21 protein-coding genes and 1 pseudogene are annotated in these 26,806 nt (G+C 63.7%); 6 read left to right on the top strand and 16 right to left on the bottom strand.

Annotation, left to right across the window (positions count from 1 at the left end; genetic code table 11):
• From ggt to N5D48_RS17805, 3 genes are all read right to left on the bottom strand, one after another.
• On the bottom strand, window positions 1-1,646 hold a 1,646-nt coding region (gene ggt / locus N5D48_RS17815), incomplete at its 3' end, for a gamma-glutamyltransferase (protein ID WP_279886762.1).
• A 118-nt stretch (window positions 1,647-1,764) separates the two neighbouring features.
• Window positions 1,765-2,661, bottom strand: a complete 897-nt coding sequence (locus tag N5D48_RS17810) for a LysR family transcriptional regulator (RefSeq protein WP_279886760.1) — start codon at window positions 2,659-2,661, stop codon at window positions 1,765-1,767.
• A 143-nt stretch (window positions 2,662-2,804) separates the two neighbouring features.
• On the bottom strand, window positions 2,805-3,395 hold the full coding sequence (locus N5D48_RS17805; RefSeq protein WP_279886758.1) for an NAD(P)H-dependent oxidoreductase: 591 nt from the start codon (window positions 3,393-3,395) through the stop codon (window positions 2,805-2,807).
• 160 nt (window positions 3,396-3,555) lie between these two features.
• Here N5D48_RS17805 and N5D48_RS17800 point away from each other — a divergent pair, with 160 nt between their 5' ends.
• On the top strand, window positions 3,556-3,870 hold the full coding sequence (locus tag N5D48_RS17800) for a putative quinol monooxygenase (RefSeq protein WP_279886754.1): 315 nt from the start codon (window positions 3,556-3,558) through the stop codon (window positions 3,868-3,870).
• Here N5D48_RS17800 and N5D48_RS17795 read toward each other — a convergent pair.
• On the bottom strand, window positions 3,860-4,624 hold the full coding sequence (locus N5D48_RS17795) for a sulfite exporter TauE/SafE family protein (protein WP_279886750.1): 765 nt from the start codon (window positions 4,622-4,624) through the stop codon (window positions 3,860-3,862). The two genes, N5D48_RS17800 and N5D48_RS17795, sit on opposite strands and share 11 nt — an antisense overlap.
• A gap of 77 nt (window positions 4,625-4,701) precedes the next feature.
• On the opposite strand from N5D48_RS17795, the gene N5D48_RS17790 reads away from it, so the two are divergent.
• Window positions 4,702-5,589 carry a LysR family transcriptional regulator gene (locus tag N5D48_RS17790; RefSeq protein ID WP_279886747.1) on the top strand — a complete coding sequence of 296 codons (888 nt, stop codon included), beginning with the start codon at window positions 4,702-4,704 and terminating at the stop codon, window positions 5,587-5,589.
• A 21-nt stretch (window positions 5,590-5,610) separates the two neighbouring features.
• Here the strand turns inward: N5D48_RS17790 and N5D48_RS17785 are convergent, their stop codons facing one another.
• The gene (locus tag N5D48_RS17785) at window positions 5,611-6,018 is read right to left on the bottom strand and encodes a type II toxin-antitoxin system HicB family antitoxin (protein ID WP_279886744.1); all 408 of its coding nucleotides are present in this window, start codon (window positions 6,016-6,018) and stop codon (window positions 5,611-5,613) included.
• Between the two features lie 56 nt (window positions 6,019-6,074).
• A complete protein-coding gene (locus N5D48_RS17780; RefSeq protein WP_279886742.1) occupies window positions 6,075-6,257 on the bottom strand; it encodes a type II toxin-antitoxin system HicA family toxin in 183 nt (60 codons plus the stop codon).
• A gap of 210 nt (window positions 6,258-6,467) precedes the next feature.
• Between N5D48_RS17780 and N5D48_RS17775 the strand changes: the two genes are divergently transcribed.
• Window positions 6,468-7,232, top strand: coding sequence for an aminoglycoside adenylyltransferase family protein (locus N5D48_RS17775; RefSeq protein WP_279886739.1), 765 nt, complete (start codon window positions 6,468-6,470; stop codon window positions 7,230-7,232).
• An 89-nt stretch (window positions 7,233-7,321) separates the two neighbouring features.
• Window positions 7,322-7,666 carry a cupin domain-containing protein gene (locus N5D48_RS17770; protein ID WP_023631693.1) on the top strand — a complete coding sequence of 115 codons (345 nt, stop codon included), beginning with the start codon at window positions 7,322-7,324 and terminating at the stop codon, window positions 7,664-7,666.
• A 197-nt stretch (window positions 7,667-7,863) separates the two neighbouring features.
• Here the strand turns inward: N5D48_RS17770 and mmsB are convergent, their stop codons facing one another.
• Both mmsB and N5D48_RS17760 read right to left on the bottom strand, forming a co-directional pair.
• Window positions 7,864-8,754, bottom strand: coding sequence for a 3-hydroxyisobutyrate dehydrogenase (gene mmsB / locus N5D48_RS17765; RefSeq protein WP_279886733.1), 891 nt, complete (start codon window positions 8,752-8,754; stop codon window positions 7,864-7,866).
• Between the two features lie 9 nt (window positions 8,755-8,763).
• Window positions 8,764-10,290, bottom strand: coding sequence for a CoA-acylating methylmalonate-semialdehyde dehydrogenase (locus N5D48_RS17760; RefSeq protein ID WP_279886730.1), 1,527 nt, complete (start codon window positions 10,288-10,290; stop codon window positions 8,764-8,766).
• A 134-nt stretch (window positions 10,291-10,424) separates the two neighbouring features.
• Between N5D48_RS17760 and N5D48_RS17755 the strand changes: the two genes are divergently transcribed.
• Window positions 10,425-11,372, top strand: coding sequence for a LysR family transcriptional regulator (locus N5D48_RS17755; RefSeq protein WP_279886728.1), 948 nt, complete (start codon window positions 10,425-10,427; stop codon window positions 11,370-11,372).
• 266 nt (window positions 11,373-11,638) lie between these two features.
• Here N5D48_RS17755 and N5D48_RS17750 read toward each other — a convergent pair whose 3' ends face one another.
• Both N5D48_RS17750 and N5D48_RS17745 read right to left on the bottom strand, forming a co-directional pair.
• Entirely contained in the window at window positions 11,639-13,492 is a 1,854-nt protein-coding gene (locus N5D48_RS17750) for an ATP-binding protein (RefSeq protein WP_279886725.1), read from the bottom strand.
• Window positions 13,489-14,655, bottom strand: a complete 1,167-nt coding sequence (locus N5D48_RS17745; protein ID WP_279886722.1) for an SIR2 family protein — start codon at window positions 14,653-14,655, stop codon at window positions 13,489-13,491. The genes N5D48_RS17750 and N5D48_RS17745 overlap by 4 nt, the downstream gene beginning before the upstream one ends.
• A 253-nt stretch (window positions 14,656-14,908) precedes the next feature.
• Between N5D48_RS17745 and N5D48_RS17740 the strand changes: the two are divergent.
• A pseudogene (locus N5D48_RS17740) lies at window positions 14,909-15,046 on the top strand (LysR family transcriptional regulator); the annotation flags it as partial.
• A gap of 53 nt (window positions 15,047-15,099) precedes the next feature.
• Here the strand turns inward: N5D48_RS17740 and N5D48_RS17735 are convergent.
• The 6 genes from N5D48_RS17735 to recC form a co-directional block, all read right to left on the bottom strand.
• Window positions 15,100-15,597, bottom strand: a complete 498-nt coding sequence (locus N5D48_RS17735; RefSeq protein WP_279886721.1) for an OmpA family protein — start codon at window positions 15,595-15,597, stop codon at window positions 15,100-15,102.
• Window positions 15,598-15,600: 3 nt separating this feature from the next.
• Window positions 15,601-16,872: a diguanylate cyclase gene (locus N5D48_RS17730; RefSeq protein ID WP_279886719.1), complete on the bottom strand. Its 1,272-nt coding sequence runs from the start codon at window positions 16,870-16,872 to the stop codon at window positions 15,601-15,603.
• Entirely contained in the window at window positions 16,869-17,444 is a 576-nt protein-coding gene (locus N5D48_RS17725; protein ID WP_279886716.1) for a YfiR family protein, read from the bottom strand. Before N5D48_RS17725 ends, N5D48_RS17730 begins: the two co-directional genes overlap by 4 nt.
• A gap of 69 nt (window positions 17,445-17,513) precedes the next feature.
• A complete protein-coding gene (gene recD, locus N5D48_RS17720; RefSeq protein WP_279886714.1) occupies window positions 17,514-19,589 on the bottom strand; it encodes an exodeoxyribonuclease V subunit alpha in 2,076 nt (691 codons plus the stop codon).
• Window positions 19,586-23,257 carry an exodeoxyribonuclease V subunit beta gene (gene recB, locus N5D48_RS17715; RefSeq protein WP_279886711.1) on the bottom strand — a complete coding sequence of 1,224 codons (3,672 nt, stop codon included), beginning with the start codon at window positions 23,255-23,257 and terminating at the stop codon, window positions 19,586-19,588. The genes recD and recB overlap by 4 nt, the downstream gene beginning before the upstream one ends.
• Window positions 23,254-26,736, bottom strand: coding sequence for an exodeoxyribonuclease V subunit gamma (gene recC / locus N5D48_RS17710; RefSeq protein WP_279886708.1), 3,483 nt, complete (start codon window positions 26,734-26,736; stop codon window positions 23,254-23,256). The genes recB and recC overlap by 4 nt, the downstream gene beginning before the upstream one ends.
• Between the last annotated feature and the right edge of the window lie 70 nt (window positions 26,737-26,806).

The following is a 26,806-nucleotide window of genomic DNA, read 5'->3' as shown; positions in this document are numbered from 1 at the left end:
CCGCGCCCACGCGGGTCCGACGCGGTCTCGAGCTTCTCCCCGGTCACCCGGATCGCCTGGATATCGCCCATCTCCCAGCCCTGGTCCTCCAGCACATAGCCCATCTTCTTCAGCTCATCGGCCACTTGCCCTTGCAACGGCGCGTAGCTGTCGTAGTAGATGGTGTCCTTGGGCAGCAACTGATGATGCACGCGCTGGGCCGCTACCGCCTTCTCCAGCGGCATGCCGTAGTCATACAGGTTGTTCATCACCTGGAAGATCGAGGTGAAGATCCGCGAGCCACCCGGCGTGCCCAGCACCAGCACCACCTTGCCATCACGGGTCACCAGGCTCGGGCTCATCGACGAGAGCATGCGCTTGCCCGGCGCAATGGCATTGGCGTCACCGCCGACCACGCCAAAGGCATTGGCCGCCCCCGGCTTGGCACTGAAGTCGTCCATCTCGTCGTTGAGCAGGAAGCCCGCGCCCTTGACCACCACGCCACTGCCGTAGTCGAGGTTGAGGGTGTAGGTGTTGCTCACGGCATTGCCCTGCTTGTCGACGATGGAGAAGTGCGTGGTCTGGTGCGGCTCCAGCCCCGGCTTGACCTTGTCGGTCTCGGAAATCGCCTTCGGATTGACCTGGGCGGCGCGCTTGGCCAGGTAGTCCTTGGCGATCAGCTGGTCGACCGGGACCTTTGTGAAAGCCGGGTCGCCGAGATAGTCGGCGCGGTCGGCGAACACACGCTTCTCGATCTCGGCCAACAAGTGAATGTACTGCGCCGAGTTGTGCGCGACGCCCTTGAAGTCCGCCGCGCGGTCTTCCTTGATGCCCAGCAGCTGGGCCAGGGCGACGCCGCCGGAGCTGGGCGGCGGCGCGGTGTAGACCACGTTGCCGCGCCAGTCGATGGCCATCGGGTTGCGCCACAGAGCCTTGTAGTCCTTGAGGTCCTGCTTGGTGATCAGCCCCTTGTCGGCTTGCATCTGCGCCACCAGCAGGTCGGCGGTCTTGCCCTGGTAGAACTCGCTGACGCCCTTGTCGGCGATACGCTCCAGGGTCTGCGCCAGCTCCGGCTGCTTGAACAGCTCGCCGACCTTCATGCTGGCGAAGTAATCGTTGAAGTTGGTCGCGGTCTTGAACAGGCCCTGGGCATCGTCGCGGTACTGGTACTGCTTCTGGGCGACCTTGAAGCCGTTTTGCGCGTAACCGATGGCCGGGGTCAGCAACTCGCTCCACTTGAGCTTGCCGAACTTCTGGTGCGCCTCCCACAAGCCCATCACCGTGCCCGGCACGCCGGCGGCGCGGGCGCCGACCAGGCTGAGGTTCTCGATCACCTCGCCCTTGTCATCCAGGTACATGGTCTTGGTGGCCGCCTTCGGCGCCACTTCACGGTAATCGAGGAAGTAGGCTTTGCCGTCGACGAACAGCGTCATGAAGCCACCACCGCCGATGTTGCCGGCTTCGGGGTAGGTCACGGCGAGGGTGAAGGCGGTGGCCACGGCGGCGTCCACCGCATTGCCGCCCTTCTTGAGGATATCGGCGGCCACCTGTGCGCCATATTGATCAGGCGCGGCCACCGCGCCGCCTTCGAGCGTCACCGCAAAGGCAGGGGAACAGCTCAGGATCGCGACCCCGAGAGCCAGGGGCTGGAACATGACAATACGCATGCGCACTTCCTTGGTGTTGTTTTTGTTGATCAGTCATTAAGGCCGAAGCGTTTCGACTAAGCAAACACCGTAGGAAATTTCCGCCGCCAACGGACAGACGCTGTCGCGATCAGGTAACTCAGCAGGCGTAGGCCGCCAGCTTCTTCTGGATGAAATCGAGGAAACACTGGATGCGCAGGGCCAGCTGCGTGTTGCGGTAGTAGACCGCGTGGATTGGCTGGCGGTAACCATTGTTGTGCTCGGCGAGCAGCACCTGCAGACGGCCGCTGCGGATATCCTCGTGGGTCATGAAGTGCGACAGGCTGACGATACCCTCGCCGGCCATCGCCAGTTGGCGCAGGGTTTCTCCGCTGGAAGCGAGCAACTGCGGACGGATAGCCCAGCGATCGCCCCCGGCGTGGCGCAACGGCCACAAGTTGAGCGATTCGGGCGCGCTGAAGCCAAGCAGGCAATGGTCATTCAGGTCTTCGACCTTTTCAGGCATGCCATGCCGCGCCAGGTACTCGGGACTGGCGAGGACCTGCACCGGGCTGCACCCCAGCGAACGGGCGTGCAGGCTGGAGTCGGACAGTTCGCCGATGCGGATGGCCACGTCGGTGCTCTGCTCCAGCAGGTCGATGATCAGATCGTCGGTATTGAGCTCCAGTTCGATGCCGGGGTACTGGCGGCGAAACTCGCCGATCCACGGCAGGATCGCATGCAGCATGAACGGCGCGGCGGCGTTGATGCGCAGACGCCCGGACGGAGTCTGGCGGTTCATCGACAGGCGCTCTTCCATGTCGTCCATCTGTTCGAGGATGAGCCGCGCGCGCGCGAGGAAGAAACGCCCCTCCTCGGTCAGGTCCATGCGTCGGGTGGTGCGGTTGACCAGGGTGGTGCCGAGCTTGCCCTCCAGGCGCGACAAGGTCCGGCTGACGGCCGATGGCGTCTGGCCGATCTGCTCGGCGGCAGCGGAAATCGAGCCGCAATCGATAACGGCGACGAACACCTGGAGTTCTTCGGAGCGAGTTTTCACGCGTGGGGACCTGAATGGGGGATGCCGTGATTGATAGCTGTTGAGCCAGGCATGCGCAAGCAGTAAGTCCATCGCGGGGTAAGCCCGCTCCCACGAGAGTCAGGGCTTCGTGGGAGCGGGCTTGCCCCGCGATGGGACGCGACTCAATGGCCCTTGCCGAACACTTCGTCCAGGTGCTGCTCGTACGCCGCCAGCGCCGCCGGCACATCCGGGCGCTTCATCACATCCACCGCCAGGAAGGTCGGCAGGCCGCTCATGCCGAGGAACTGGTTGGCCTTGTGGAACGGGAAGTACACCGCATCCACGCCCTTGCCCTCGAAGAAATCGGCCGGATCGTCGAATGCCTGCTGCGGCGCGTTCCAGGTCAGCGACAGCATGTACTGCTTGCCCTGGACCAGGCCACCGCTGCCGTACTTCTGCGAAGCGTCCGAGCGGGTGCGGCCATCGTTGGCGTAGAGGCTGCCGTGGCCTGCGGTGAATACCTCGTCGATGTACTTTTTCACGGTCCACGGCGCGCCCATCCACCAGCCCGGCATCTGGTAGATCACCACATCCGCCCAGAGGAATTTCTCTACCTCCTCCTGGATGTCGTAGCCGCCGTCGATGAAGGTTTGCCGTACATCGAAACCGGCACGATCCAGGTGCGCCAGCGCGGCGTCGTGCAGGGTCTGGTTGAGGCGGCCATCGGAGTGAGCGAAGTGCTTGCCGCCGTTGAGCAGGAGAATCTTTTTCATGGAAGGGTCAGCCCTTGAGTGAAGTTGCCGGCAGGTTAGGCATTCACACGCATGGGAAACAGCGGGTTGCGGGCAAAATACATTTGCCTTGATGTCACGAATTGCAAACACATTGTTGATTTAACATAGCGTCAACTTCCATCCGCCAGAGAAACCGCCCATGAGCGAGCAGTACGCCTTCATCCTCAAAGCCAAGACCCGCCCGGAACAATCCGACGCCTTCGAGGCGCTGTTCCGTCAGTACGTCGAGCCAAGCCGACAGGAGCCCGGCTGCATCGAGTACCACATGCTGCGCGACAAGGCCGACCCGAGCCTGTTCGTGTTCTTCGAAGTCTGGGCGAGCAAGGCCGCGCTGGACGTGCATTCGGCCCTGCCACACATGGCCGCGTTCTTCGAACGACGCATGGACTATCTGGAGCGCGACTTCGATATCCAGATGATCGACATGCTCAGCGCCTCGTCCGCTAACCGTTGATCAACAGGTGCGCTCCCAGCAACGCCAGGCCGGAGAAAAAACAGCGCTTGAACAGCAGCGCGCTGATCCGGCCACGCAACCACTGGCCGGCGAACATACCGGCCAGCGCCGGGACCACCGCCAGCAACGACGCTCCCAGCGCCTGACCGTCCAGCGCGTCCTGCCCGGCCAGGCCCACGGCCAGCGCCAGGGTCGAGACGGTGAACGCCAGGCCCAGTGCCTGGATCATCTCGTCGCGGGCCAGACCCAGGCTCTGCAGGTACGGCACCGCTGGCATGACGAACACCCCGGTGGCCGCCGTCACCACACCGGTCACCAGGCCGCACAACGGCCCCAGCCACGCTTCCCACCCGCGAGCCACCCGCAACGCCGGTCCGACCAGGCCGTACAGCGCATACGCCAGCAGTGCTCCGCCCAGCGCATGGATCGCCCATGGGCCGCTGTCGATACCCAACCAGCGGCTGCCGAGCAAGGTACCGACAACGATCATCAGCAACATCGCGCCGAGGCGGCGAATCAGCGCCGGCAAATGACCGCCAGCCGCCAGTTGCCAGAGATTGGTCAGCGTCGAGGGCACGATCAGCAGCGCCGCAGCCTGTGCTGGAGACATAGCCAGCCCCAGCAAGCCCATGGCGATGGTCGGCAGGCCCAGGCCAATCACGCCCTTCACCGCACCAGCCACGAAGAAGGTAATAATCACCAGCAATGACAGTGCTGGGCCGATGTTCTGGTAGAACGCGAGGAAGGTCTTCATGGCGTCATCCTGACCTGCGTCAGACGCGTTGAAAATCTGCCATATACTCAGCCAGGCTCTTGCATGGACAGAGGCATATGCATTTCGACCTGACCGACCTCACGCTTTTCCAGCACACCCTCGAGTGCGGCAACATCACCGCGGGCGCCCGGCGCAGCCATCTGTCACTGCCGGCAGCCAGCGCGCGCATTCGCGCCATGGAAGCGTCGCTGGGCATTGCCCTGCTGCAACGCAACCGCCGAGGGGTGACGCCGACCGCCGCCGGGCAGGCGCTTTTGCAGCATGCGCGACTGATCGGCCAGCAGGTGGAACGCCTGCAGTACGACCTGGGGCAGTATGCCCAGGGCCAGCAAGGCCAGGTGCGCCTGCTGTGCAACACGGCAGCGTTGACCGAGTACCTGCCGGAGTTGCTCGCCGGCTATCTGGTCGAACACCCTGGGGTGAGCATCGATATCCAGGAACTGCCGAGCCTGCGCATCGTCCAGGCGATCACCGAGGGCATGGCGGATCTTGGCGTCGTGTCGAGCGCCGCCCCCATCGAGCACCTGCAGACCCGAGCGTTTCGCGATGATCCATTGGTGCTGGTAATGCCGAACGACCACCCGCTGGGCGACCTCCCCGCAGCGGACTTCAGCGCCAGCCTGGCTTACGGCCATGTGGGGCTTGGCGCCGACAGCGCCCTGGCGTTGCACCTGGAGGAGCGGGCCTTGCACCTCGGGCGCCGAATGCAGGTCCGGGTTCGCGCCGAAGGTTTCGATGGGGTGATCCGAATGGTGGCCGCGGGGGCAGGGGTTGGCGTGGTACCACTGGCAGCGGCGCGTCGCTGGGAAGACGCGTTGCCACTGCGCTGGTTCGCCCTGCAGGAAAGCTGGGCGAATCGGCGCTTGCTGCTGTGCGCCCGGGATTTCACGGCGTTGCCAGGCTACACCGCACTGCTGGTCGAGCGCTTGAGCGGCCCTGCCTGAAACAGGACAGCGCCGCAGGACTCAATGGGCCACGGCCAGTTCGCGCAGCGCCGCCGAGGCCAGAAAACCGGAGCGCGAGGCGTAACGGTGGTCGCGCTTCACTTTTTCATCGATACGCTGCAGCAGGTTTTCCGGCAGCGTGGCATTGAAACGCACCGCCTTGCCCAGATACGGGGTCACGTCGAAATCCACCACTGCCCAGATTCCGCCTGCGTAATCGGGATTTTCCACATGCTCGTCCACTTCCTGCGCCTGGGGCAGCGGCTCGCCGTCGGCCACCAGCCCTTCGAAATGCAGGGCCAGGGCCTCCTGCACGTTCTCCAGCGCCTGGGAGACACTGCAGCCAGCGGAAAAGCAGCCAGGCACATCGGGTACGGTCACGCCATAGTCGGAGTCTTCGTCCTTGTGCAGCACAACGGGGAATTTCATCGCTTGTCTCCATTGAGTTTCGAGCCGGCATGGCGCCCCGGCCAACGCGGCCGGCCTCATTTCAGGCCCGCCTGTTTCAGAATCCCGTGCATCGTGCCCCGGGGTAGATCGCTTTTCGGGTGGGGCACTGTCACCCGGCCACGCTTGAACGGGTGCCTGAACTGATGATGGCTTCCCTTCACTTCCACTTCGTACCAGCCATCCGCCTCGATGAGCTGGATCACGTCCCTGCTGCGCATTCATCATTCCTTTGGCAGGTGATGTGTAGCCTACACATCAACGTTGGTGAAAACCATGCCAAATACACACTATGCACACCCATGCCGACAAGCGGACGTTTTTCCGCTTTACGCGAGCAATCTCTGGTTCACCAGCAGGAAAGCCGCCCATTGCCGCCGCCGGTATTGCGTCCCCACAATTGCCTGACTTCAGCAGACAGGGCATCCGACGTGCCATCGACAGACCCGCAACTGCACGCAGCCCAGCGACTGCTCAGCCGACACCTGGGCGATCGATTGCTGACGATCCACCTCTACGGTTCGGCCGTGGCCGGTGGCCTCAAGCCCGAGAGCGACCTCGACCTGCTGGTGACCGTGGCGCAACCGCTGGACGAAGCGACGCGCCAGGCGCTGATGCTCGATCTGCTGACTATCTCCGCGCCTCCCGGTACGCTTCCCGACCGGCGAGCGCTCGAAGTGACCGTGCTGGTGCGCGCCGATATTCATCCATGGCGCTATCCGGCCCGCCGTGAACTGCAGTTTGGCGAATGGTTGCGCGCAGCGTTGCTGGCGGGCGAGTTCGAGCCTGCGCAGCTCGACCCCGACCTGGCCATTCTGCTGACCAAGGCGCGCCAGCACAGTATCGCCCTGCTCGGGCGGAACGCCGCCGACTGGTTTGACCCGGTGCCTGGCGCCGATATGGCACAAGCCTTTCGCGACACCCTTGCGCAATGGAATACCCTCGACGACTGGAGCGGCGACGAGCGCACCGTGGTCCTGGCGCTGGCACGCATCTGGTACAGCCTGGCAACCGGGGAGATCGCGGCCAAGGATGTGGCAGCCGACTGGCTGTTACCACGCCTGCCCGCAGCCCATCGCACGGTGCTGGCCAATGCCCGCGCCGCCTACCTCGGCGAGGCCACGGAACAGCTGGCGGCCTGGCCTGAACCGGTGGCCGCGTTCATTCACTATTGCAAGACCCATATCCCGGCATAGCGCGCGCAGACAGCTGGACGTCGAGCCTGGGCAACTGCACGCGTGGCGTTGGTCCTATGGTGATGCGTCACCTTACCTGGAGCCACGTCATGTCCGATTTCATCACCGTCCTGCGCGAAACCTGCCCGACCCCGGTGGTCGACGCGACCAAGTGGAAGCGCATCGGCGGCGACCCGCACACCGTCAATCTCAATGCCTACCTGTCCGCCGACGGTAGCAAGATCATGGGCACCTGGATCTGCACGCCGGGCAAGTTCGAGGTCAACTACGAGAAGTGGGAGTACTGCCATTTCCTCGACGGTTACTGCATCGTCACCCCGGAAGGCGAGGAGCCGAAACACCTGAAGGCGGGCGACGTGTTCGTCATCGAACCAGGAATGAAAGGCACCTGGGAAGTGGTCGAGACGGTGCGCAAGTACTTCGTCTTCGCCTGATCCGGTGGGAGCGGGCTTGCCCCGCGATGCGTACTGTCGCAAAACATGACTGCTCGAGCAGATGGCATCGCGGGGCAAGCCCGCTCCCACGCCCCCACAGCTGGCCATAAAAAAATCGCGAACCTGATGTCCCTTCCCCAAGGTGCGCAGTTACAAGGGGAAGGGCCACCCGGCCCGCGATCAAGCCCACTCGCTCGTCAATCCTTCTTGCGATACCCCTCGACGATCGCCGAGAAATCCTTGCCGCCCTCGCCACGCAAGCTCATCGCCTGGTACAGCTGCTGAGCCACGGCACCGAGGATCACCGGCTGGTGCGCCTGACGCGCCGCCTCGGTGGCCAGCCCCAGATCCTTGAGCATCAGCTCGGCGCCAAAGCCGCCGGTATAGCCACGCGAGGCCGGGGCGGTCTCGATGATGCCTGGCCAGGGGTTGTAGGTATCCGAGCTCCAGCACCGCCCGGTGGAGCTGTTGATGATCCCGGCCAGCACCTTGGTATCGATGCCCAGCGCGTTGCCCAAGGCCATGGCCTCGGACACACCGATCATCGAGATGCCCAGCAGCAGGTTGTTGCAGATCTTGGCGATCTGCCCGGTACCGACCTCGCCGCAGTGCACGATATTGCGGCCCATCTGCTCCAATACTGGCTTGAGCGTGGCGAACAGCTCGGCGCTGGCGCCGACCATGAAGGTCAGGGTGCCCGCCGCTGCGCCACCGGTACCACCGGAAACCGGCGCATCGCCCATGTCGATGCCCTTGGCCGCGGCAGCCTTGGAGACGTCACGGGCGGTCTGCGGATCGATGGTGCTGCAGTCCACGGTCGGGGTACCGGGGCGGATGCCGGCCAGCACGCCGGTTTCTTCATCCAGGTACACGCCGCGCACATGGGCGGCGGCCGGCAACATGGTGATCACCAGCTCGCTGTTGGCGGCGGCGTCCTTCGGCGAGGTGCTGACCTGGCCGCCCAGTTCGGCGAGTTCCGCCAGCACGGTCTTGTTCAGGTCGAACAGGTTCAGCTGGTGCCCGGCCTTGATCAGATTGCGGGCCATGGGCGCGCCCATGTTGCCCAGGCCGATGAATGCGATACGCATGACTTCTCCTTAGCGCAGGCTGATGGTGGTGTTCACACCGTCATTGACGCTGTCGTCGTCGAACCAGCGGGCGGTGACGGTCTTGGTCTGAGTGTAGAACTGCACCACTTGCTTGCCGTAGGGGCCGAGGTCGCCGAGCTTGGAGCCGCGCGAACCGGTGAAGCTGAAGAACGGCACCGGTACCGGAATCGGGATGTTGATGCCGACCTGGCCGATATCGATCTCGCTCTGGAACTTGCGCGCCGCCGCGCCGCTCTGGGTGAACAGCCCGGTGCCGTTACCGAAGGGATTGGCGTTGACCAGGGCGATGGCTTCGTCGAGGGTATCGACCTCCAGGGTCACCAGCACTGGCCCGAAGATTTCCTGGGTGTAGATCTGCATGTCGGTCTTCACCCCAGAGAACAGGGTCGGGCCGACGAAGTTACCCTGCTCGTAGCCCTGCACCTTCACGTCACGACCATCGAGTTCCAGCTTGGCGCCTTCCTGGATACCGCTTTCGATCAGGCCCAGCACACGCTCCTTGGCGCGCTTGGAAACCACCGGGCCGACGTCGGTGCCCGGCTCGTTGCCGGCGTTGACCTTGAGCTTGCTCGCGGCGTCCTTGATATCCGGCAACCATTCGCGGGCCTTGCCCACCAGCACCGCCACGGAAGTGGCCATGCAGCGCTGGCCAGCCGCGCCGAACGCGGCGCCGACCAGGGCGTTGACGGTCTGGGTGCGGTTGGCGTCGGGCAGGATCACCGCGTGGTTCTTGGCGCCCATCATCGACTGCACGCGCTTGCCGTGCTGGCTGCCCAGGTTGTAGACATGGGTGCCGACCTCGGTCGAGCCGACGAACGAGATCGCCTTGATGTCCTTGTGGGTGCAGATCGCGTCTACCACCTGCTTGCCGCCGTGCACCACGTTGAGCACACCGGCAGGGATGCCGGCTTGCAGCGCCAGGTCGACCAGCATCATGGTCGACAGCGGATCCTGCTCGGACGGCTTGAGCACGAAGGTGTTGCCGCAGACGATGGCCATCGGGAACATCCACAGCGGAATCATCGCCGGGAAGTTGAAGGGGGTGATGCCAGCGCACACACCGATCGGCTGGCGCAGGGTGTAGGTGTCGACACCGCCGGCGACATTCTCGGCGAACTCGCCCATCTGCAGGGTGCCGATGGAGGCGGCGTGCTCGACCACCTCCAGGCCGCGGAAGATATCGCCCTCGGCGTCGGCGATGGTCTTGCCCTGCTCGGCGCTGAGGGTCACGGCGATGCGCTTGCTGTGCTCACGGATCAAGGCCTGCAGCTTGAGCATGATGCGCATGCGCGCGCCGATCGGCGTGTCGCGCCAGGTCTTGAAGGCGCGCTCGGCGGCAGCCACGGCGGCGTCCACTTCCTCGACGGTGGCGAACGGCACACGCGCCAGCACTTGCTGGGTCGCCGGGTTGACGATGTCGCGCCATTCGGTGGTCTTCGATTCGACCCACTGGCCATCGATCAGCAGCTTAACCTGCTCGACCTTGGTCTGGTCGGGGGTTTGCGGTGCGTTCATCTGCGCTCTCCTTGGAATTGTTGTCGGAACGAAGACGCCTGCTCCCGGCATGGACACGGGGTGGCGCATAGGGGCTGAGATCGAGTATAGATGTGCAAACATCCAACAAGAATGCACAAAAAAACCGGATCATCATGCAAAAAGACCTCACCTCCCTGAGCGCGCTGAACTGGGACGACCTCAAGTTCTTTCTTGAGGTGGCGCGCACCCGCAAGGCCAGCAGCGCGGCCAAGCGCCTGGGCGTGGACTACACCACGGTGTCGCGGCGCATCGCCTCGCTGGAAGGGGCGCTGGGTACCTTGCTGTTCGAGAAATCGCGCACCAATGGCTTCGTCCTCACCACCGAAGGCCAGCGCCTGCTGAGCTACGCCGAGGCGATCGAAAGCACGCTGCACATGGCCTGCGAGCAGGTCTCAGGCTCCGGTGTGGCGTTGTCGGGGCATGTGCGCATGGGCTGTACCGAAGGCTTCGGCAGCTTCTTCGTCACCCCGCAACTGAGCCATTTCGTCGACGCCTGGCCGGCGATCTCGGTGGACATCCTGCCGTTGCCGCACTTCATCAGCCTGTCCAAGCGCGAGGCCGACATCGTCATCGCCCTGGAGCGCCCCGAGCACGGGCCCTATGTGTGCTGCAAACTGTGCGACTACCGCCTGCGCCTGTATGCCACCCGGGACTACCTGGACCGCCACGCGCCGATCCGCACGGTCGCCGACCTGGCGGGCCATCCGTTCATCAGTTACGTCGACGACCTGGCGTTCAGCTCGGAGCTGCTGTACCTGGCTAACCTGATTCCCAACGCCCAGGCCCACCTGCGCAGCACCAGCGTGATCGCCCAGTACACGGCGGCGCTGCAGGGGCGTGGGCTGGCGATCCTGCCGTGCTTCCTGGCGGCGCAGGACCCTCGGCTGGTGACGGTGCTGCCGGAGGAAATCGAGGTGACGCGGCAGTTCTGGATGTACTGCCGGGAGGACCTGCGCAAGCTCAAGCGCATCACCCTGCTGTGGGATTACATCAGGGAGGTGACGGAGCTCAATGGCCCGCTGCTGCTGGGGCAGACGCGCGAACTTCGGTTTGTAGATTGAAGAACTACGGGTGTAAGGGAGGACAATCCTAACGACATCTACAAGCGCTTGGCAATGAGGTTGATACAGGGGTTGTGACACTGAGCCAAGGCGAAATGTACTCAACAGGTAAAGGAATTACGCGACTGATTAACACATCACTCAGCTGTGGCCGAAGGACATACTCTCTGGCACCGGAGGCACCAGAGGTGTCAATGAGCATCGGCGGGGGCCATGTGGGACCGATTTGAGCCTCTCATGTGCCGATGTTTGGGGGATGGACTACGTTAGGTGCTCATGCGACCAGCAATAGCCGCCAACTCATCATCGGTCAGACGCTGTTCAGCCCAGCCTTTGGCAAAGCTTACGCTTTCGGACCTTGGCAACCGTCCTTCAGGCAGATTTTTAATCCGCACCCTCGCAGGGAGCGCAGCACCTTCGCCGACAAATAACCCTTCTTGCTGAGCCAAAGTCGGAAGTGCCTTAATCATCCCCGTCAACCCATCAGGGAGGAACCGAGCGACATGCGCCTGATCGGCAGCGTTACTAAGCCGGAGAACGAGCCATGTTCCACATTGAGAGATGACTGTACTTTCTATATCTGCTGGCCTCTGGCTTACCAGCATTAACCCGATGCCATATTTTCGTCCTTCTCTGGCTATGCGACGGATTGCCGTTTGGGCGGCAGCGTATTCCGCCTCGCCACGATCAGGAACATATCTATGAGCCTCTTCACAAACCAAGAGAACGGGATCTCTGCGGCGCTCCTCTGCCGTCTGGTAGAGCTTATACTGGAAAAGCAAACGAGCAATTACTGCGGCGAGAGGGCCAGCCACTTCATTTGGAAGCCCTGAAATATCAATTATGCGAAGGTCCTGTTTTGTGTCTGCTTCACCCGCCAAATCACCCACAAACTGAGAGATTATAGATTCGAGCTTTTCCTGTGGATCCCATTCCCTCATCAAGAAATCAATTCGAGGATCGCGACAGAGCATACCAAGCTTGTCAATAATCGACTTGAACCCTTTTCCAAAATCAGTTTCTGTCACCCTTTCAGTTACTTGAGTTTTGGTTGCCCGCGCAGCTTGCAGATAAAGAATATGATTCAGTAGCTCACTTAAGAGAAAAGGACGAGGTTTATCTCTATCAAACTCTATAATTTGAGAAGGATTTACACCCTGCTTCGGTCGTGGCGCATCAAGATCCAATCCATCTTGAGGGATTGCCCAGCCATACCCGGAAGGAGCCGCCTCTGCAATCCCAGCAGCTACCATCCTTGCATGAGCAAGCGCTTTGTAAATTATATTATTCTGGGAAGTAGCTTCAAACTCAGTCTTACCAATAACTAACAGCCTAAATTCTTCTGCGGACATTAACCAATAAGGCAATCTGATAGGAGTTCCCGGAGTGTCATCTGTTCCGATCGGATCATAAGCTCTGAACACTCTCGCTCGTTCTGAAAATGCCTTGCCATATTCTCCATGCGGGTCAATCATGACTATGCGTGGCGTAAACATTAGCCCTTCGCCAGGGGAGTGATCCAAAATACTATGAAGCAGCGCAGCAACAGCCCCTGACTTTCCGGAACCAGTCGAGCCCAAAACAGCGCAGTGCAGGGAGAACATTTTGTCTACATTAGCTCTGCAGATTGCAGCATCGGCACCAACATATGTCGCGAATGCCACCAACGAGTCTACTCCATCAGGCCGCTGCCCTTCAGCAGATTGGTAAAGTATTGCTGCCTCGTCACGCGTTAGGAGATAAACGCTCTGCCGAGGTAGTGGATAGGTAGACACCCCGCGACCAAATGACAGCCGGCTTTGCCCAGAGCTCCACGCACCTTCCGCGAACAGCTGGATTTCCATGACACGCTGGTCAGCGTCAGCCGGTATAGACGGCAATGCCATATCGGCCAACTCTTCAGACTTCATTCGAAGCAATGTCACAAAACCAAACACCAAACGACGGCCGAAATGAACCTTCACTATGCTGCCAATCTGGCCGATAGGGTAGACCCGCCCTCCGAAACTTCTCGTCAACTCGGAGACGTCTCCAGAAAGCTCAACTTTGACTGTCGAACCCGATACCTCTACGATCGTACCCACCTTAAGATCCGGTACTGCTTCGAACGGCGTTGTCATAGGAAGCTCTCCGATCCATCACGAAGCATCTTGGTTACACCAGAAAATGTCCACCAAGCCCTTTCAGCGTTCTCAGCGGGCGCATGAATAGCGTCACGCCTGCCAACATAAAGTCCATTCTGAGTGAGAATATAAAGACGAGCCGCCCAAGATTTTTCCCGCCACTTAGCTAAGCACTCTGGAAGTCCATCCACCTCGCGCACAAACGCCAATAAAGTGGTTCGACTATCGACTCGACCCATACATAGTTCTATTTCGTCGTTGATATGGTCATCACCAAAGCTATATCCACATATAGCGAGGACATTGTCTTCGTGATTTGACAAAGATTTCCTTAACAGATCGAACTGTGCTGCAAATGGGTCCCGCTGAGTGGCTGCGTACTTTGTTGCTTGGGGATGTATCAGGATTAGTCCATGGCGATTTGGGTAAGTATCGAAATCACGAACGCGCCATACCTTTCCATCGTCCCCCAATTGCCAATCGATAGAGCCATGAAGCTTCACAACGCATGCTCTAACGGATTTTGTCGGTTCTTCGTCTCCAAAGCGGTGGGTGCGAAAGGCTACGGCTCCTCCCGAAAACCCATCCCAATATGAGACATTGGCAAGAGCCAGGGCATCTTCAATCAACGTATCGTAGTTTGTGGTGAAAATCTTAACCGCCCGTCTACGGTCATGTAGCCCTGCTTGCGATGTTTTGAAGAGTGCGTCGACAAAATCCTTATGGTCACCTATTTGAACCAGTGGATGAGTGGCGCTTCCCACTTGCTCGACGTTCTCATCCCGAGCAGGCACATAACCCCAGCGAATGGTTTCTGAAATCCATCTTAATATTGCTTTGTGAGCATTACTCATCTGCTCGAGAGTGAACTCCGCACTGTCGATGGATACGGTTTTTGATCGAGATCGCGATGCTAATGCGCTGTAGTCGCCCAGATGGCTCAAGATGTGCTCAATGTGGGCACCTTCCGGAATTTCATTGAAAAGTGCACTGAGGAGCGCCAAGTGCTCTGTCCCCTGAGCCAATGCCTTGACTCTATCGGTGAGGGGATACATCAAGGGAATCTTTGCCCCAAAGCTCACGCCTGCTCCTAAGAGCCACGTCAGACAAGGTGAGGCCAAGTGTCGGTCAAGCTGTTCCAGCCAATCGTTAGCGTTCATGTGCCTATCCATAGCGGATCCGTTCCGGTCTGGCTATTTGCCATGAAAGCCTCTCATTCATCAAGAGGTCCAACCTCGATTACTGACCTTAAGACACTTACAGATAGTTTTGATAGAGCTTTGCCAAGCGCGTGGTCGGAATGCGAGGAAGGGCAATATTTGTTACATGACTTGTGACAGGTAGAGCAGCGAAAGCAGGAGTCATAGCTGTAGGAGCCCGGATTCATTGATTGGGGTCCTTACGTCCTTGTAGTTCTGGATGTACTGCCGGGAGGACCTGCGCAAGCTCAAGCGCATCACCCTGTTGTGGGACTACATCCGCGAGGTGACCGAGGCCAATGCGCCGTTGCTGATGGGCGAGACGCGGGAGATGAAGTTCGCTCAGGGCTGAGCGTGCGCATCATCGCGGGGCAAGCCCGCTCCCACTGCCCCGCGATGCGCGCGTCAATCAGACGCCACCACGATCGACACCCGGCGATTCTCCATGCGCCCGGCGCTGGTGCGGTTGTCCGCCACTGGCTGGCTGCTGCCCATGCCACGAGTCTGGATGTTCTGTGGCTGCATGCCGATCCCGATCAGCGCGCGGGCCACGCTCTGGGCGCGGCGCTCGGAGAGCTGCTGGTTGTAGGCGGCCTTGCCCGAGGCATCGGCATGGCCGTCGATGCGCACCCGCTGGATATCCACCGACAGCAACGCCTTGCCGATGCGCTGGACGATATCCTCGCTCTGGCGATTGAGGCTATCCAGATCGCTGCCGAACAGCACCTTGCCGGACAGGTCGAACGCCCAGCCCTCGTCGGTCGGGGAGAAACCCTCGCGCTCGAGCACCGCGACCTGTTCGGGCGTCAGGCCCTTGGGCGGCACGCTCTGGCAACCCACCAACGCCAACAGCGCCAGCAGGGCGAACAACGGGAAACGCAGCAAGGAAAAACGATCGATCACGGTTCAGCTCCTGTTCTTCACATCCGTGGCGCTGCGTTCCGGCTGCGCCACTTGCCAATGGCCACGGCGATTGCGCTTGGCCTGATACATCGCCGCGTCGGCGGCATTGAGCAGACTGGCCGGGTCACGGCCATCGTCCGGGTAATAGGCGATACCGACACTCAGCGAGGTGGTGATGCTGGTGCCGTCCTCCAGCTGCACCGGCAGCTTCATGCTGGCGACGATCTTCTCGGCGATGCGCTGGGCGTCTTCGCGCGAGTGCAGGGGGGTCAGCAACACCGCGAACTCGTCGCCGCCCAGCCGCGCCACCAGGTCATGCTCGCGCAGCTGCGCCCGCACCCGGCTGGCAACGCTCACCAGCACTTGGTCGCCCACCGCGTGGCCAAGGCTGTCGTTGATCTGCTTGAAGTGATCGCTGTCGAGGAACAGCAGCGCCAGATGCTCCTCGTGGCGCGCGGCGGTGCGCAGGCTGCGGTTCAGCCGGCCCTCGAAGAAGGCCCGGTTGGGCAAGCCGGTGAGGCTGTCGTGGCTGGCCTGGTGGGCGAGGCTCTCGTTCTCGCTCTGCAGATGGCTGTGCCAGGCCTCCAGCTCATCGAGCAGGGCATTGAAGTCATTGCCCAGTTCATTGAGTTCGGCGATCTGCGTCTCGGGCACCCGGCGATCGAAACTGCGTTCGCGCCGCGCCGCATGCGCGACGCTGGCCAGGTTGCGCAGCGGCCGGATGATGTCGCCGAACAGCCGGCGCGACAGGTACAGCGCCAGCCCGGCGCTGAGCAGCGTACAGATCAGGATGCCCACCAGCCCGCTGAGCAGGAAACGCACCAGGCTGCCCCCCTGCCCCGTCAGCTCGATATGCCCGACCTGCTGGTTCATGTGCAGCACCGGCATGTTGATCGGCTCTTCAAGCAGGCCGCGCGCCACCTCCATCTGCACCCGGGAGATCAACCCCTGCTCGTCGCGCTGCCAATGGGCGAGCAGATCGCCATCGTTGTCGTAGACCTTGGCATCGGCGACTTCCTCGGTGGTCGCGATCAGGGCCAGCGCCTCGTTGGCCGCGGCACTGTCATCGAACACCACGGCAGCCTCGACGGTGTAGGTGATGGAGCGGGCGATCAGGTGCAGGTTGTGATTGGCATAGACACGCAAGGCCAGTACGCCAAGCAGGGTCACCAGGACCCCGGCCAGGCCAGCCGCGAGCAACGCGGCCGCCAGGTGACCACGCCCGAGCACCGCGCGCAGGGTCGGCCGGCTGAAGGACCGGAGGGCGCGTTTCATGGCTGTACCGCCCGTCGACGCGACAGCTGCAGCACGCTGGGGTGGATACGCACGCCGCTGCGTGCCACCGAGTCGAGGTTGACGTCGAAGGCCACCTGCCGATCACTGACCCGCAGGCAGAAAAGGCTGCCCACCGTGCAGGAGTCATCGGCCTCGCTGATGCTCAGGACCGGATGGCCGCTGATCGCCTGGAACAGGCGCTCGCGCTGGCGGGTGTCGAGCTTGCCGATATAGACCGCGTCGCAGGCACTGGCCACGCCCGGGTCGTCGGCCAGCAGGCGGCGCACCTGCAAGGGTCGCCCGGACTGCTGCGTGTTGCCCTTGATCAGATCGTCGGCATACTCGGTCGGGCCGACCAGGCACAGGCGCAAAGGGTTGGGTTCGGCGGGCCAGCGCGCGTAGCTGAGAATGCCCAGCACCACCTGGGTCACGGCCCTGGCCCGTTGCTGCACCTGGGCGTCCGGCACGGCGCCAGCCGCCCAGGCGGGTGTGCCGGTCAACAACAGCGTGGCCATCAGCAGCGCGAGCGCACGGCCCGTCACTCGTCCCAGGGCCGAGACAGCCACTGTCATGGAGGGAAATCTCACAAAAAGTTTCCGGATATTGCCGCAACGATAGCATATCGGCGGCAAACTCCAGCGTCAGACTTGCTCCAGCATCAACCCTGAAATCCGCCGCACCTTGCGCCCTACCGCCTCCTCGAAGATCCCGGCGCGCGGCTCGATCAGGCTGAAGCAATGCTTGGCCCGGGTGATGCCGGTGTACACCAGTTCCTTGGTCAGAACCGGATTCAGCGCATCGGGCAGCACCAGCGTGGTGTGACTGAACTCGGACCCTTGGGACTTGTGCACGGTCATCGCGAACACGGTCTCCACTTCGCTGAGCCGGCTGGGCAGGACGAACCGCACCCCACCGCTGCCATCGTTGCGCGGGAAAGCCACACGCAGCAAAGCCTCGCCTTGCTCGTCCGGCAGGCGCAGGGCGATGCCGATATCGCCGTTCATCAGGCCAAGGCCATAGTCATTGCGGGTCACCAGCACCGGACGGCCCTCGTACCAGGGCTGCTGGCTGTCGATCAGCCCGGCGTTGTGCAGTACCCGCGCGACCCGCTCGTTCAGGCCCTCCACGCCCCAGGCCCCTTTGCGCACCGCGCACAGCAACTGGAACGCCTCGAAGCTGCGCAACACCTCTGCCGCCCAGTGCTCCCAGCGCGGGTCATCGGCGGGCGTGCCCGGCGGCGGTCGCAGGCGTCCGATGCTGCGCAGGTAGCCGCGATAGCCCTGCGGCCCGTCAGGGCCCTGGCCATGGCCATCGAGCAGCAGGCGATCGAAGCGCTTGTCGTGCTCGCCGCCGAGCGTCAGGCAGAAAACGTCCGCTGGCTGGCTCGCCAGCAGGGCGCGGGCATCCTGGGCCAGCTGGCGATTGACCAGACGCGCCAGCTGGCCGATGCCGCTGCCCTCGCCGAAGCGGCGCGAATGGCGCAGCATCACGATCTGCTGGGCGAGCGGGTTGCGCGGCTCGTTCCCCGGCGTCAGGCCACTTTGGGCCAGGGACTGCCCGCCCACCTGCTCCAGCCAGGCCACGGTCTGCGACCAGTAGCAGCCATCCTCGGCATCGCGACACAGATCGCCCAGCACCGCCCCGGCCTCCACCGAGGCCAACTGGTCCTTGTCGCCCAGCAGCACCAGCCGCGCATTGGCTGGCAAGGCGTCGAGCAGGTTGGCCATCATCTCCAGGTCGATCATCGACGCTTCGTCGACCACCAGCACATCGAGCGGCAACGGGTTGCCCGCGTGGTGGCGGAAGTGGCGCGAGCCCGGGCGACTGCCCAGCAGGCGATGCACGGTGCTGACCTCGGTGGGGATCTGCGCGCGTACCTCGCTGCCCACCTGCAAGCGCTCCACCTGCTGGCCGATGGACTCGGTCAGGCGCGCCGCGGCCTTGCCGGTCGGAGCCGCCAGGCGGATGCGCAGGGGCCGGCCCTGTTCGACCGCGGGCCCTTGCAACAACGCCAGCAGGCGTACCACGGTCGTGGTCTTGCCGGTCCCCGGGCCGCCGGTGATCACACTGAAACCGGCACGGGTCGCCAATGCGCAGGCCAGCTTCTGCCAGTCCACCGCCCCCGCTGCCTCGCCATTGTCGAACAGCTGCGACAGGCGAGCCGCCAGGTCGGTCGGCTGCGCCAGCCGGCGCGCCAGACGCTCGTGCAGGGCGCAGTCGATACGCCGCTCATAGGCCCAGTAGCGCCGCAGGTACAGGCGCTCGGCGCTCGTTACCAGGGGCCGGGCACCCTGCCCCGCGCCATCGCCGTCGGCCACCAGGGCACTCGCGGCGATCCGCCGCTGCCAGGTGTCCAGATCGAGGCCGGACAGCAGTTGCGAGGGCAGCAGCAACGGCCCGGCCAGGGCATCGCCTTCAGGTGGCAGCGACAGGGCGAAATCCGGCTCGGCCAAGGTCTGGCGCAGGTCGAGGCAGACATGGCCATGGCCGAGCTGATGGCTGGCCAGCGCCGCCGCCAGCAGCACCAGGGGATCGCTGCCCGGTGCGCGCTCTTCGAGAAAGGTCACGAAGGCGCGGTCCAGGGCACGCAGCCAGCCACGCTCGACCCAGCGATCGAGCAGCGCCAACAAATCCTGGCTGCGCTGCAGCGGCGCCAGGGCGCTCAGGTGTTCCGCCTGCAGCGGCGTGGGCAGCAGGTCGTCGAGATGGCGGCTCATGGCGCGGCTCCGGCAAACAGGTCGTGTTGTTCGGGTTCATGCTCGCCCCGGAACATCGCGTCGAGCTGCTCGATCAGCGCCCGCGGCGGTCGCGCATGATACAGCCCGTGCCCGGCCGAGGTGACACCGCGCAGGAAGATGAACAGCGCGCCGCCGACATGCCGGTCGTAGTCGTAGTCCGGCAGGCGCGCGCGCAACTGACGGTGCAGGGCCAGCAGGTAGAGCACGTACTGCAGATCGTAGCGATGCTCGAGGATCGACTGCTCCATCGCCAGGGCGCCATAGGCCTGGGCATCCGGGCCAAGCCAGTTGGATTTGTAGTCGGCGACGTAGTAGCGCCCGTCGAGCTCGAACGCCAGGTCGATGAAGCCTTTGAACATGCCGTTGAGCAGGGTCGGCTGAGCAGCCGGACGCGCCGCGCCGCCGTGGGTGTGGCGCGCGACCAGTTGATCGAGGCGCACGGCGTCGACCTGATGGCTGGCGAACCAGAACTCCATTTCGATCTGGTACTGGCTCAGCCCCGCCAAGGTCAGGGTGGCGTCCTGCAGGAGCATGGGCTGACCCAGCAGCTGCTGCAGCCATTGCGTCAACGTGGGAATCCAGCCGGTCCAGTCACGCCGGTTGCAACGCCGGCCGACGGTACGCTCGATTTCCCCCGGCTGAGCGCTGACCTCGGCGAACCCCTCACGGCCAGCCCATTCGAGCAGACCGTGGAGGAAGGTCCCAGGACTCGGCCCCCGTGGGAAGCGATGGATATCGCCCGCCTCGGCAGGCACCTCGCGCAGCGCCTGGCTGTCCAGCAACTCGTCGTCCAGCAACTGCTGAGCCTGGGAACTGTCGGCGACGAGGGTCTGGTCACCCACCCGCAAGGCGCTGTAGGAGGCGATCCACCAATGCTCCGCGGCGGCGCGACGCGGCTTGCGCGGCGGCAGCAGCTCGCTGTGGCTTTGCGGCGCGCGATAGCGTTGCGTGCCGACCTCGGGCAGCGGCCCTCGGTCGATGGCCGGACAGCCCGTCATCAAGGCCTGGAGCCAGTCGTCCAGCTGGCTGGACGCCGCCAGCGGCAAGCCACCGCCGAGCAGATAGCCCAACGCCGAGCGATGCAGCTGCGAGCTGCGCTGGGTACCGCGCTTGAGATCGGCGATACCCAGCCAGCAAGCGTACTGGGCACGGGTCAGGGCGACGTAGAGCAGGCGCAGATCCTCGGCCAGGCGCTCGTCGTCGGCGCGCTCGATCTGCGCCGCATCCGGCGCCAGGGTCAGATGGGCGACGCCGTCGTCATCGTGCCAGCCCAGTGGCAGGCGCTGGCCATCCACCGGCTTGCTGGTGCAGATGAACGGCAGGTACACCAACGGATATTCCAGGCCCTTGGACTTGTGGATGGTCACCACCTTGACCAGTTGCTCGTCGCTCTCCAGGCGCAGGATCTGCTCTTCCCCCGCCTGCCCGGCATTGGCCAGGTGCTCGGCGAGGTGACGGATCAGCGCCTGCTCGCCATCCAGCTCGCCCGCCGCCTGTTGCAGCAGTTCGGCCAGGTGCAGGAGGTTGGTCAGCACCCGCTCGCCATCGCTGCGCCCGAGCAACGCGCGCGGCAACTGGAAGTCGTGCAGCAGGCGGCGCAGCATGGGCAGCACGCCCTGGCGTTGCCAGACCTCGCGATAGCGACGAAAACGCATCACCCAGCCCTCCCAGACCCGCTCGTCCTGGTTCAGACGCTCCAGCTCGATGAGCGGCAGGTCGAGGGTCAGGCTGGCCAGGGCAGCCTTGAGCAGGCGCTCGGAATCCGGCTCGGCGCAAGCCTTGAGCCATGCCAGCAGGTCGTGGGCTTCCTGGGCGGCGAACACCGAGTCCTTGTCCGACAGGTACACGCTGCGTACATCGCGGGCGGCCAGCTCGGCGCGAATCAATTGCGCCTCACGGCCGTCACGCACCAGGATGGCGATATCGGACGGCAGGCAGGGTCGCAGCGTGCCAGCGGCGTCGACGAACCCGGTGACACCTCGCTGACCGCCCTCGAGCAGGTCGACGATATGGCTGGCGCAACTGGCCGCCAGTCGCTGGCGATACACGGCGCTGGAGACCGGCTCATCGCTCTCCAGTTGCCAGCAGTGCAAGGCCGCGCTCGCCTGCCCGTCGATCGACAGCTGTTCGCCACGGCCCTTGGCGCGCACCTCGACGAAGGGCAACGGATTGTCGCCCTCGACGCGGAACAGGAAGGCGCCGCGGCCTTCGCGACGCTCCTCGGCCTGGAGGAATACCCGGTTCACCGCCGCGACCATGGGCAGGCTGGAGCGGTAGTTGGTGTCCAGGCTGTGCAGGCGCCCTGCGGTGGCACGGCGCGCGGCGAGGTAGGTGAAGATGTCGGCGCCACGGAAGGCGTAGATCGCCTGCTTGGGGTCGCCGATCATGAACAGGCCGGTCTGCGGGTTGTTCTCACCGATGCGGTAGATGCGTTCGAAGATGCCGTACTGGATCGGATCGGTATCCTGGAACTCGTCGATCAGGGCGACCGGAAACTGCTCGCGAATCAGGCCAGCCAGACGCTCGCCCGCCTCGCTGCCCAGGGCCTGCTCAAGGCGCAGCAGCATGTCGTCGAAGCCCATCTCGGCACGGCGACGCTTCTCCAGCTCGAAACGCGCCGAGACCCAGGCGGCGGCATGCTCCAACAGGCGGGCATCGGGGCTGGCGAGGCCGTGCAACTGCTCACGCAAGGTCTCCATGGCCTGCAGCGCCGGGTGCTCGGGCGGCTCGCCGGACTTCCAGGCTTCGGCCAGGCCGGTGGGGGTAAGGCGGGTGAAGCCGGTGCCCAGGTCCAGCTCCATGGCCTGCTCGTCACCGGACCAGGCGCGCAGTTTATCGAACCAGGGCTCGAAGTAGCGTGCCTGCAGCTTGCGACCATCGGCCTGCTTGGCGGCCACGGCATCGCGGCAGATCTGCTGCAGTTCATCGGCCCAGGCTGCCCAGGGGGCCTTGAGCAGGGCCAACTGCTCGTTGCGCTGACGCAGGGTCGCGTCAATCAGGGCCTGCGGCTCCTGCTCGTCCGCCTGGCCGCGAACACGACCGAACAGCGGCCTGATCCTCGGCAACAGCGCATCGGGGCTGCCCCAGTTGCCGCGTACCCAGGCCAGCGCCTCGCCACGCATGCCGTAGCAGAAGCGCCGCCAATAGTCGCGCATGACCTGGCCAAGCAGCTCGCTGTGGTCGGTTTCCAGGCTCTGGGTGAACAAGCTGCCGCTGTCGAACGCGTGCTCGCGCAGCATGCGCTGGCACCAGCCGTGAATGGTCGAGACCGCGGCTTCGTCCATCCACTGCACGGCAACCTCCAGGCGGCTGGCGCAACGTGACCAGTGCGCCTGTGGATAATCGTCGCGCAGCAGGTGCAGCAGTGGATCGGCGTCTTCGAGCTCGCCGCGGAAGAAACGCGCGGCTTCGGCCAGCCGCGTCCGGATCCGTTCACGCAGCTCCTTGGTGGCCGCGTCGGTGAAGGTCACCACGAGGATCTGCGGTGGCAGCAGCTCCCGGTCGAAGCCCTGCTCGCCACCATGGCCGAGGATCAGCCGCAGGTACAAGGCCGAGATGGTGAAAGTCTTGCCGGTGCCGGCGCTGGCCTCGATCAGCTGGCTGCCGTGCAGAGGGAAACTCAGCGCCAGGGGGCGGGTCTGGTTCATTGGGCAGTCTCCGGGCTACCCAGGGTCTGCCAGGGTGCCGCGAACAAGGGCCGATACAGGGACTCGCACCAGCCATCGAATGTCTCATCCACGGTCATTGCGGCGAAATCACGATACTGGCGAACCAGTGCCAGGCTTTCGCTGCGCTCACCGAAGCTGTTCTGGCCGTCGCCCTCGTAGGCGCGGGCCGCAGCGGCCAGGGCCTTGTCCGGATCCTCCTGGGCCAGCCAGGCGAACGCGGTCTTGGCCGCGACCGGCAGCGGAGCATTCATGCCGGCCTGACGGGCCAGCATGAGCTCACCCAGTCGCTGCGCCGCCTGGTCCTGGGGCAGCGGGGCCAGCAGCAAGGTCAGGTCGCTGGCGACCAGCGCGCTGTGCAGCGGATAGCCCGAGGCGCAGGCGGCCAGGTGCATGACCCAGGCTGGTATCAGGCGATGCCACTTCAGGTTGTTGCGCCCGGCGCTCAGAGTATTGGGCACGGTAGCGATGCTCAACAGGCTTTGGTCCTCGGCCTGGTACACCCGACCAAGCCAGCCCTCCAGGCGGTGCGGCCCCTGCTCGAACTGGATCGGCAAGGCGCCCTCGACCAGCGTTGGCCAGCGCTGCAGCAAATGCCTGTGACGTTGCAGCAGGTCCGGCAGGGGCTGGATCAGTTCGGCCTGCAGCGCCTCGCCGAACCCGGCCAGGGGCAGCAGCCCGCAGGCCTGGAGCCGCCGAGCCTGGGCCTGCAACGCTTGTTCGGCGTTCTCCGGATCCGCCAGAGCGGCACCGAGCAGGCTCTCGCTCAGGCCATAGCGTTGCAACGCATCGAGCGCGAAGGGCTCCTCGTCCGGCGTGGGCGCCTCCAGGGCCTCGAAGAACACCTTCAGGCGCTGGCTGAAGAAATGCCGCACCGGGTGTCGCAGAAAGTCCTGCAGTTGCACCAGGCTCAGTGGCTCGTCGCTGCTGAAGGGCGGCAGCTCAGCCTGCGCACCCTCGCTATGGTTTTCCGACTGATGCAGGCCAAGCCATTCGTGGGCGAAGCTGAACAGCGGGCTGCCTTTCTGGAAGTAGCGCGGGCTGAAAGGCTGCAACGGGTGCTCCTGGGTCAGCGCGTGCAACAGCTGCTGCCCGTGGTCCTCGCGCTGCCCGTCTTTGGCGCCCGCCAACCGCCAGCCTGCGGCCAAGTGATCGCGCAACTGCCCGATCAGCACCGAGGCCGGGCGCTCGCTGTTGTCGCGAATGCTGCGCCCGACCCAGCTGACGTAAAGCTGATCGCGCGCCGACAGCAAGGCTTCGAGCAACAGGTAGCGGTCGTCTTCCCGACGGGAGCGGTCACCCGGACGATAGTCACTGGCCATCAGGTCGAAATCCAACGGCGGCTGGGCGCGAGGATAGTCGCCATCATTCATGCCCAGCAGGCAGACCACGCGAAACGGGATGGCACGCATCGGCATCAGCGTACAGAAGTTCACCGAGCCGGCCAGGAAGCGCTGGGACAACTTGCCCTGGTCGAGCCCCGACAGCCAGGCCTCGCGCACCACGGTGAGCGGCAGCAGATCCTCCAGACCAACCGCCTCGCAGGTCTCCAGCCAGGTGTCACGCAGGTCCTGGAGCTGTACCAGAAGCAATTCGTCGTGCTCGTTTTCGGCCAGAAAGAAAACCTGCAGCAGGGCATGCAAGCGCTCCCCCCACGCCTGCGCCGACGCAGGCTGGGACAAGGTCTGGCAGGCAATGTCCAGCGCGTCGAGCAAAGCCACCAGCGGACCGATCAAGGCCGCATCCAGACCGCCGATCTCGTCATACGGCTCGATGCCATCGCACGCCTCACCCACGCCGACCGCATAGCCCAGCAACATGCGCCGCAGGCCGAATCGCCAGCTGTTCTGTTCCAACCCTTCGGGCAATCCGAGGGTCGCCCGCTGTTCGGCGCTCAGCCCCCAACGGATACCGGCGCCTTCGATCCAGCGATGCAGCGTTGGCAGGTCGCTTTCCTGGATCGCGAAGCGAGCGCGCAACGCTGGCACGTCCAGCAGGTCGAGCACTTCGCTGACGGCGAAACGGCTGTCAGGCAACTTCAGCAAGTGCTCGAGGGCGATCAGCAGTGGATCGCGACCACGCTGGCCTTGGTCGGTCAGGGTGAAAGGGATGTAACGCGGGTCGCTGCGCTCGAGCTGTCCGAACACGGCCCGAATATGCGGCGCATAGGTATCGATGTCCGGCAGCATGACGATGACGTCGCGGGGGCGCAACGTCGGATCGGCACTGAAGCGGGCCAGCAGCTGATCGTGCAGGATCTCGACTTCGCGCTGTGGGCTGTGGGCGATATGGAAACGGACCGTGCGATCCTTGTTCGGATCGACAGCCGGCCACTGTTCACGGGTTTCAGCCAAGGGGCGAAGCTCGAGAATGTCGTCCTGCAGTTGGTTGAGCAGGGTTTGCGGTTGGCCTTCGCTGAACAGGTCGATGCGGCCATCGCTGAAGACATTCTGATAACTGCCGGGATCGTCATAGCTGTCGAGCAGGTTGATGTAGTCACGCCCTTGCTTGCCCCAGGCGGCCAACAGCGGGTGCGCGTGCTGGTGCAACGACTCATCGTCCAGTTGCAGCGGCATGCCCTGCTTGCGTTGCTGGCGTTTGTACTGATGGCGCAGCAGGTCCTTGTCCGCCACGATATCGCCCCAGTGGTGGCGACAGGGATTATGCACGCACAGCAACACCTGACTGAAACGCGCCAGGCCCGCCAGGGCCTCCAGGATCTGGGCCGGCAACGACGAGATGCCAAAGACAATCAGGCGCGCCGGCAGGCCCGGCGGGGCTTGTTCAAGTCTGTTGATCCGCTCGATGAAGCGTTGGTGAACACCGGCTCGGCTTTGCGCCATGCCCTCTTCGCCCACATCCTCGAGCAGGATCCGCCACAGTTCGGCCTGCCAGCGATTGCCACTGGCCAGGGGCTTGCGCTCGCCACGTGCGCTATTGAGCACATGGTTGCCCTGGGCCCAGTCTTTCAGCCAGTCGGCGCGATACACCTGATACTGGTCGAACAGGTCGGCCAGGCGCTCGGCCAGCTGGTAGCGCTTGCGCAGGTCGCTGTCGTCAGTGAGGAAGCGGCGCAAGGGCTCGAAGTACGGGCGTTCGATCACCTCCGGCAGCAGGCGCATCAGGCGCCAGGTCAGAGGCGCCTTGTCGAGCAGCGACACTGCAGGAATTTCGTCACGGCCCAGCACGCGACGGTACAACTGCCACATGAAACTACCCGGCAGCTGCACATCGATGGCCGCGGCGATGCCACAGCCGCCCTGATCATCGTCCTGTGGGTCTTCTGCCAGGGCCAGCTTCAGCCACTGGGCAATACCATTGCTCTGCACCAGGGCGATTTCGTTTTCCAAGGGGGCCAGGGGATAACGGCGCATCACGCTCACCACCAGGTTGCGCAAGTCATCCAGGCGGTTGCCCTGGACGATCATGAAACCTGGATGCAATGAGGTGGTACTAGCCATTGGGTGTCCTCTGAAGGGCGGATGGGCGCGCCGGGGAACCATATCACGGGCGACTCTTTTCCGATCCGAA

Origin of the sequence: Pseudomonas sp. GD03858 (assembly GCF_029840925.1) — a bacterium.
Classification (GTDB): Bacteria; Pseudomonadota; Gammaproteobacteria; order Pseudomonadales; family Pseudomonadaceae; genus Aquipseudomonas.
The sequence above is the reverse complement of the archived record's forward strand: the minus strand, read 5'-3'. Positions and strand labels throughout refer to the sequence as shown.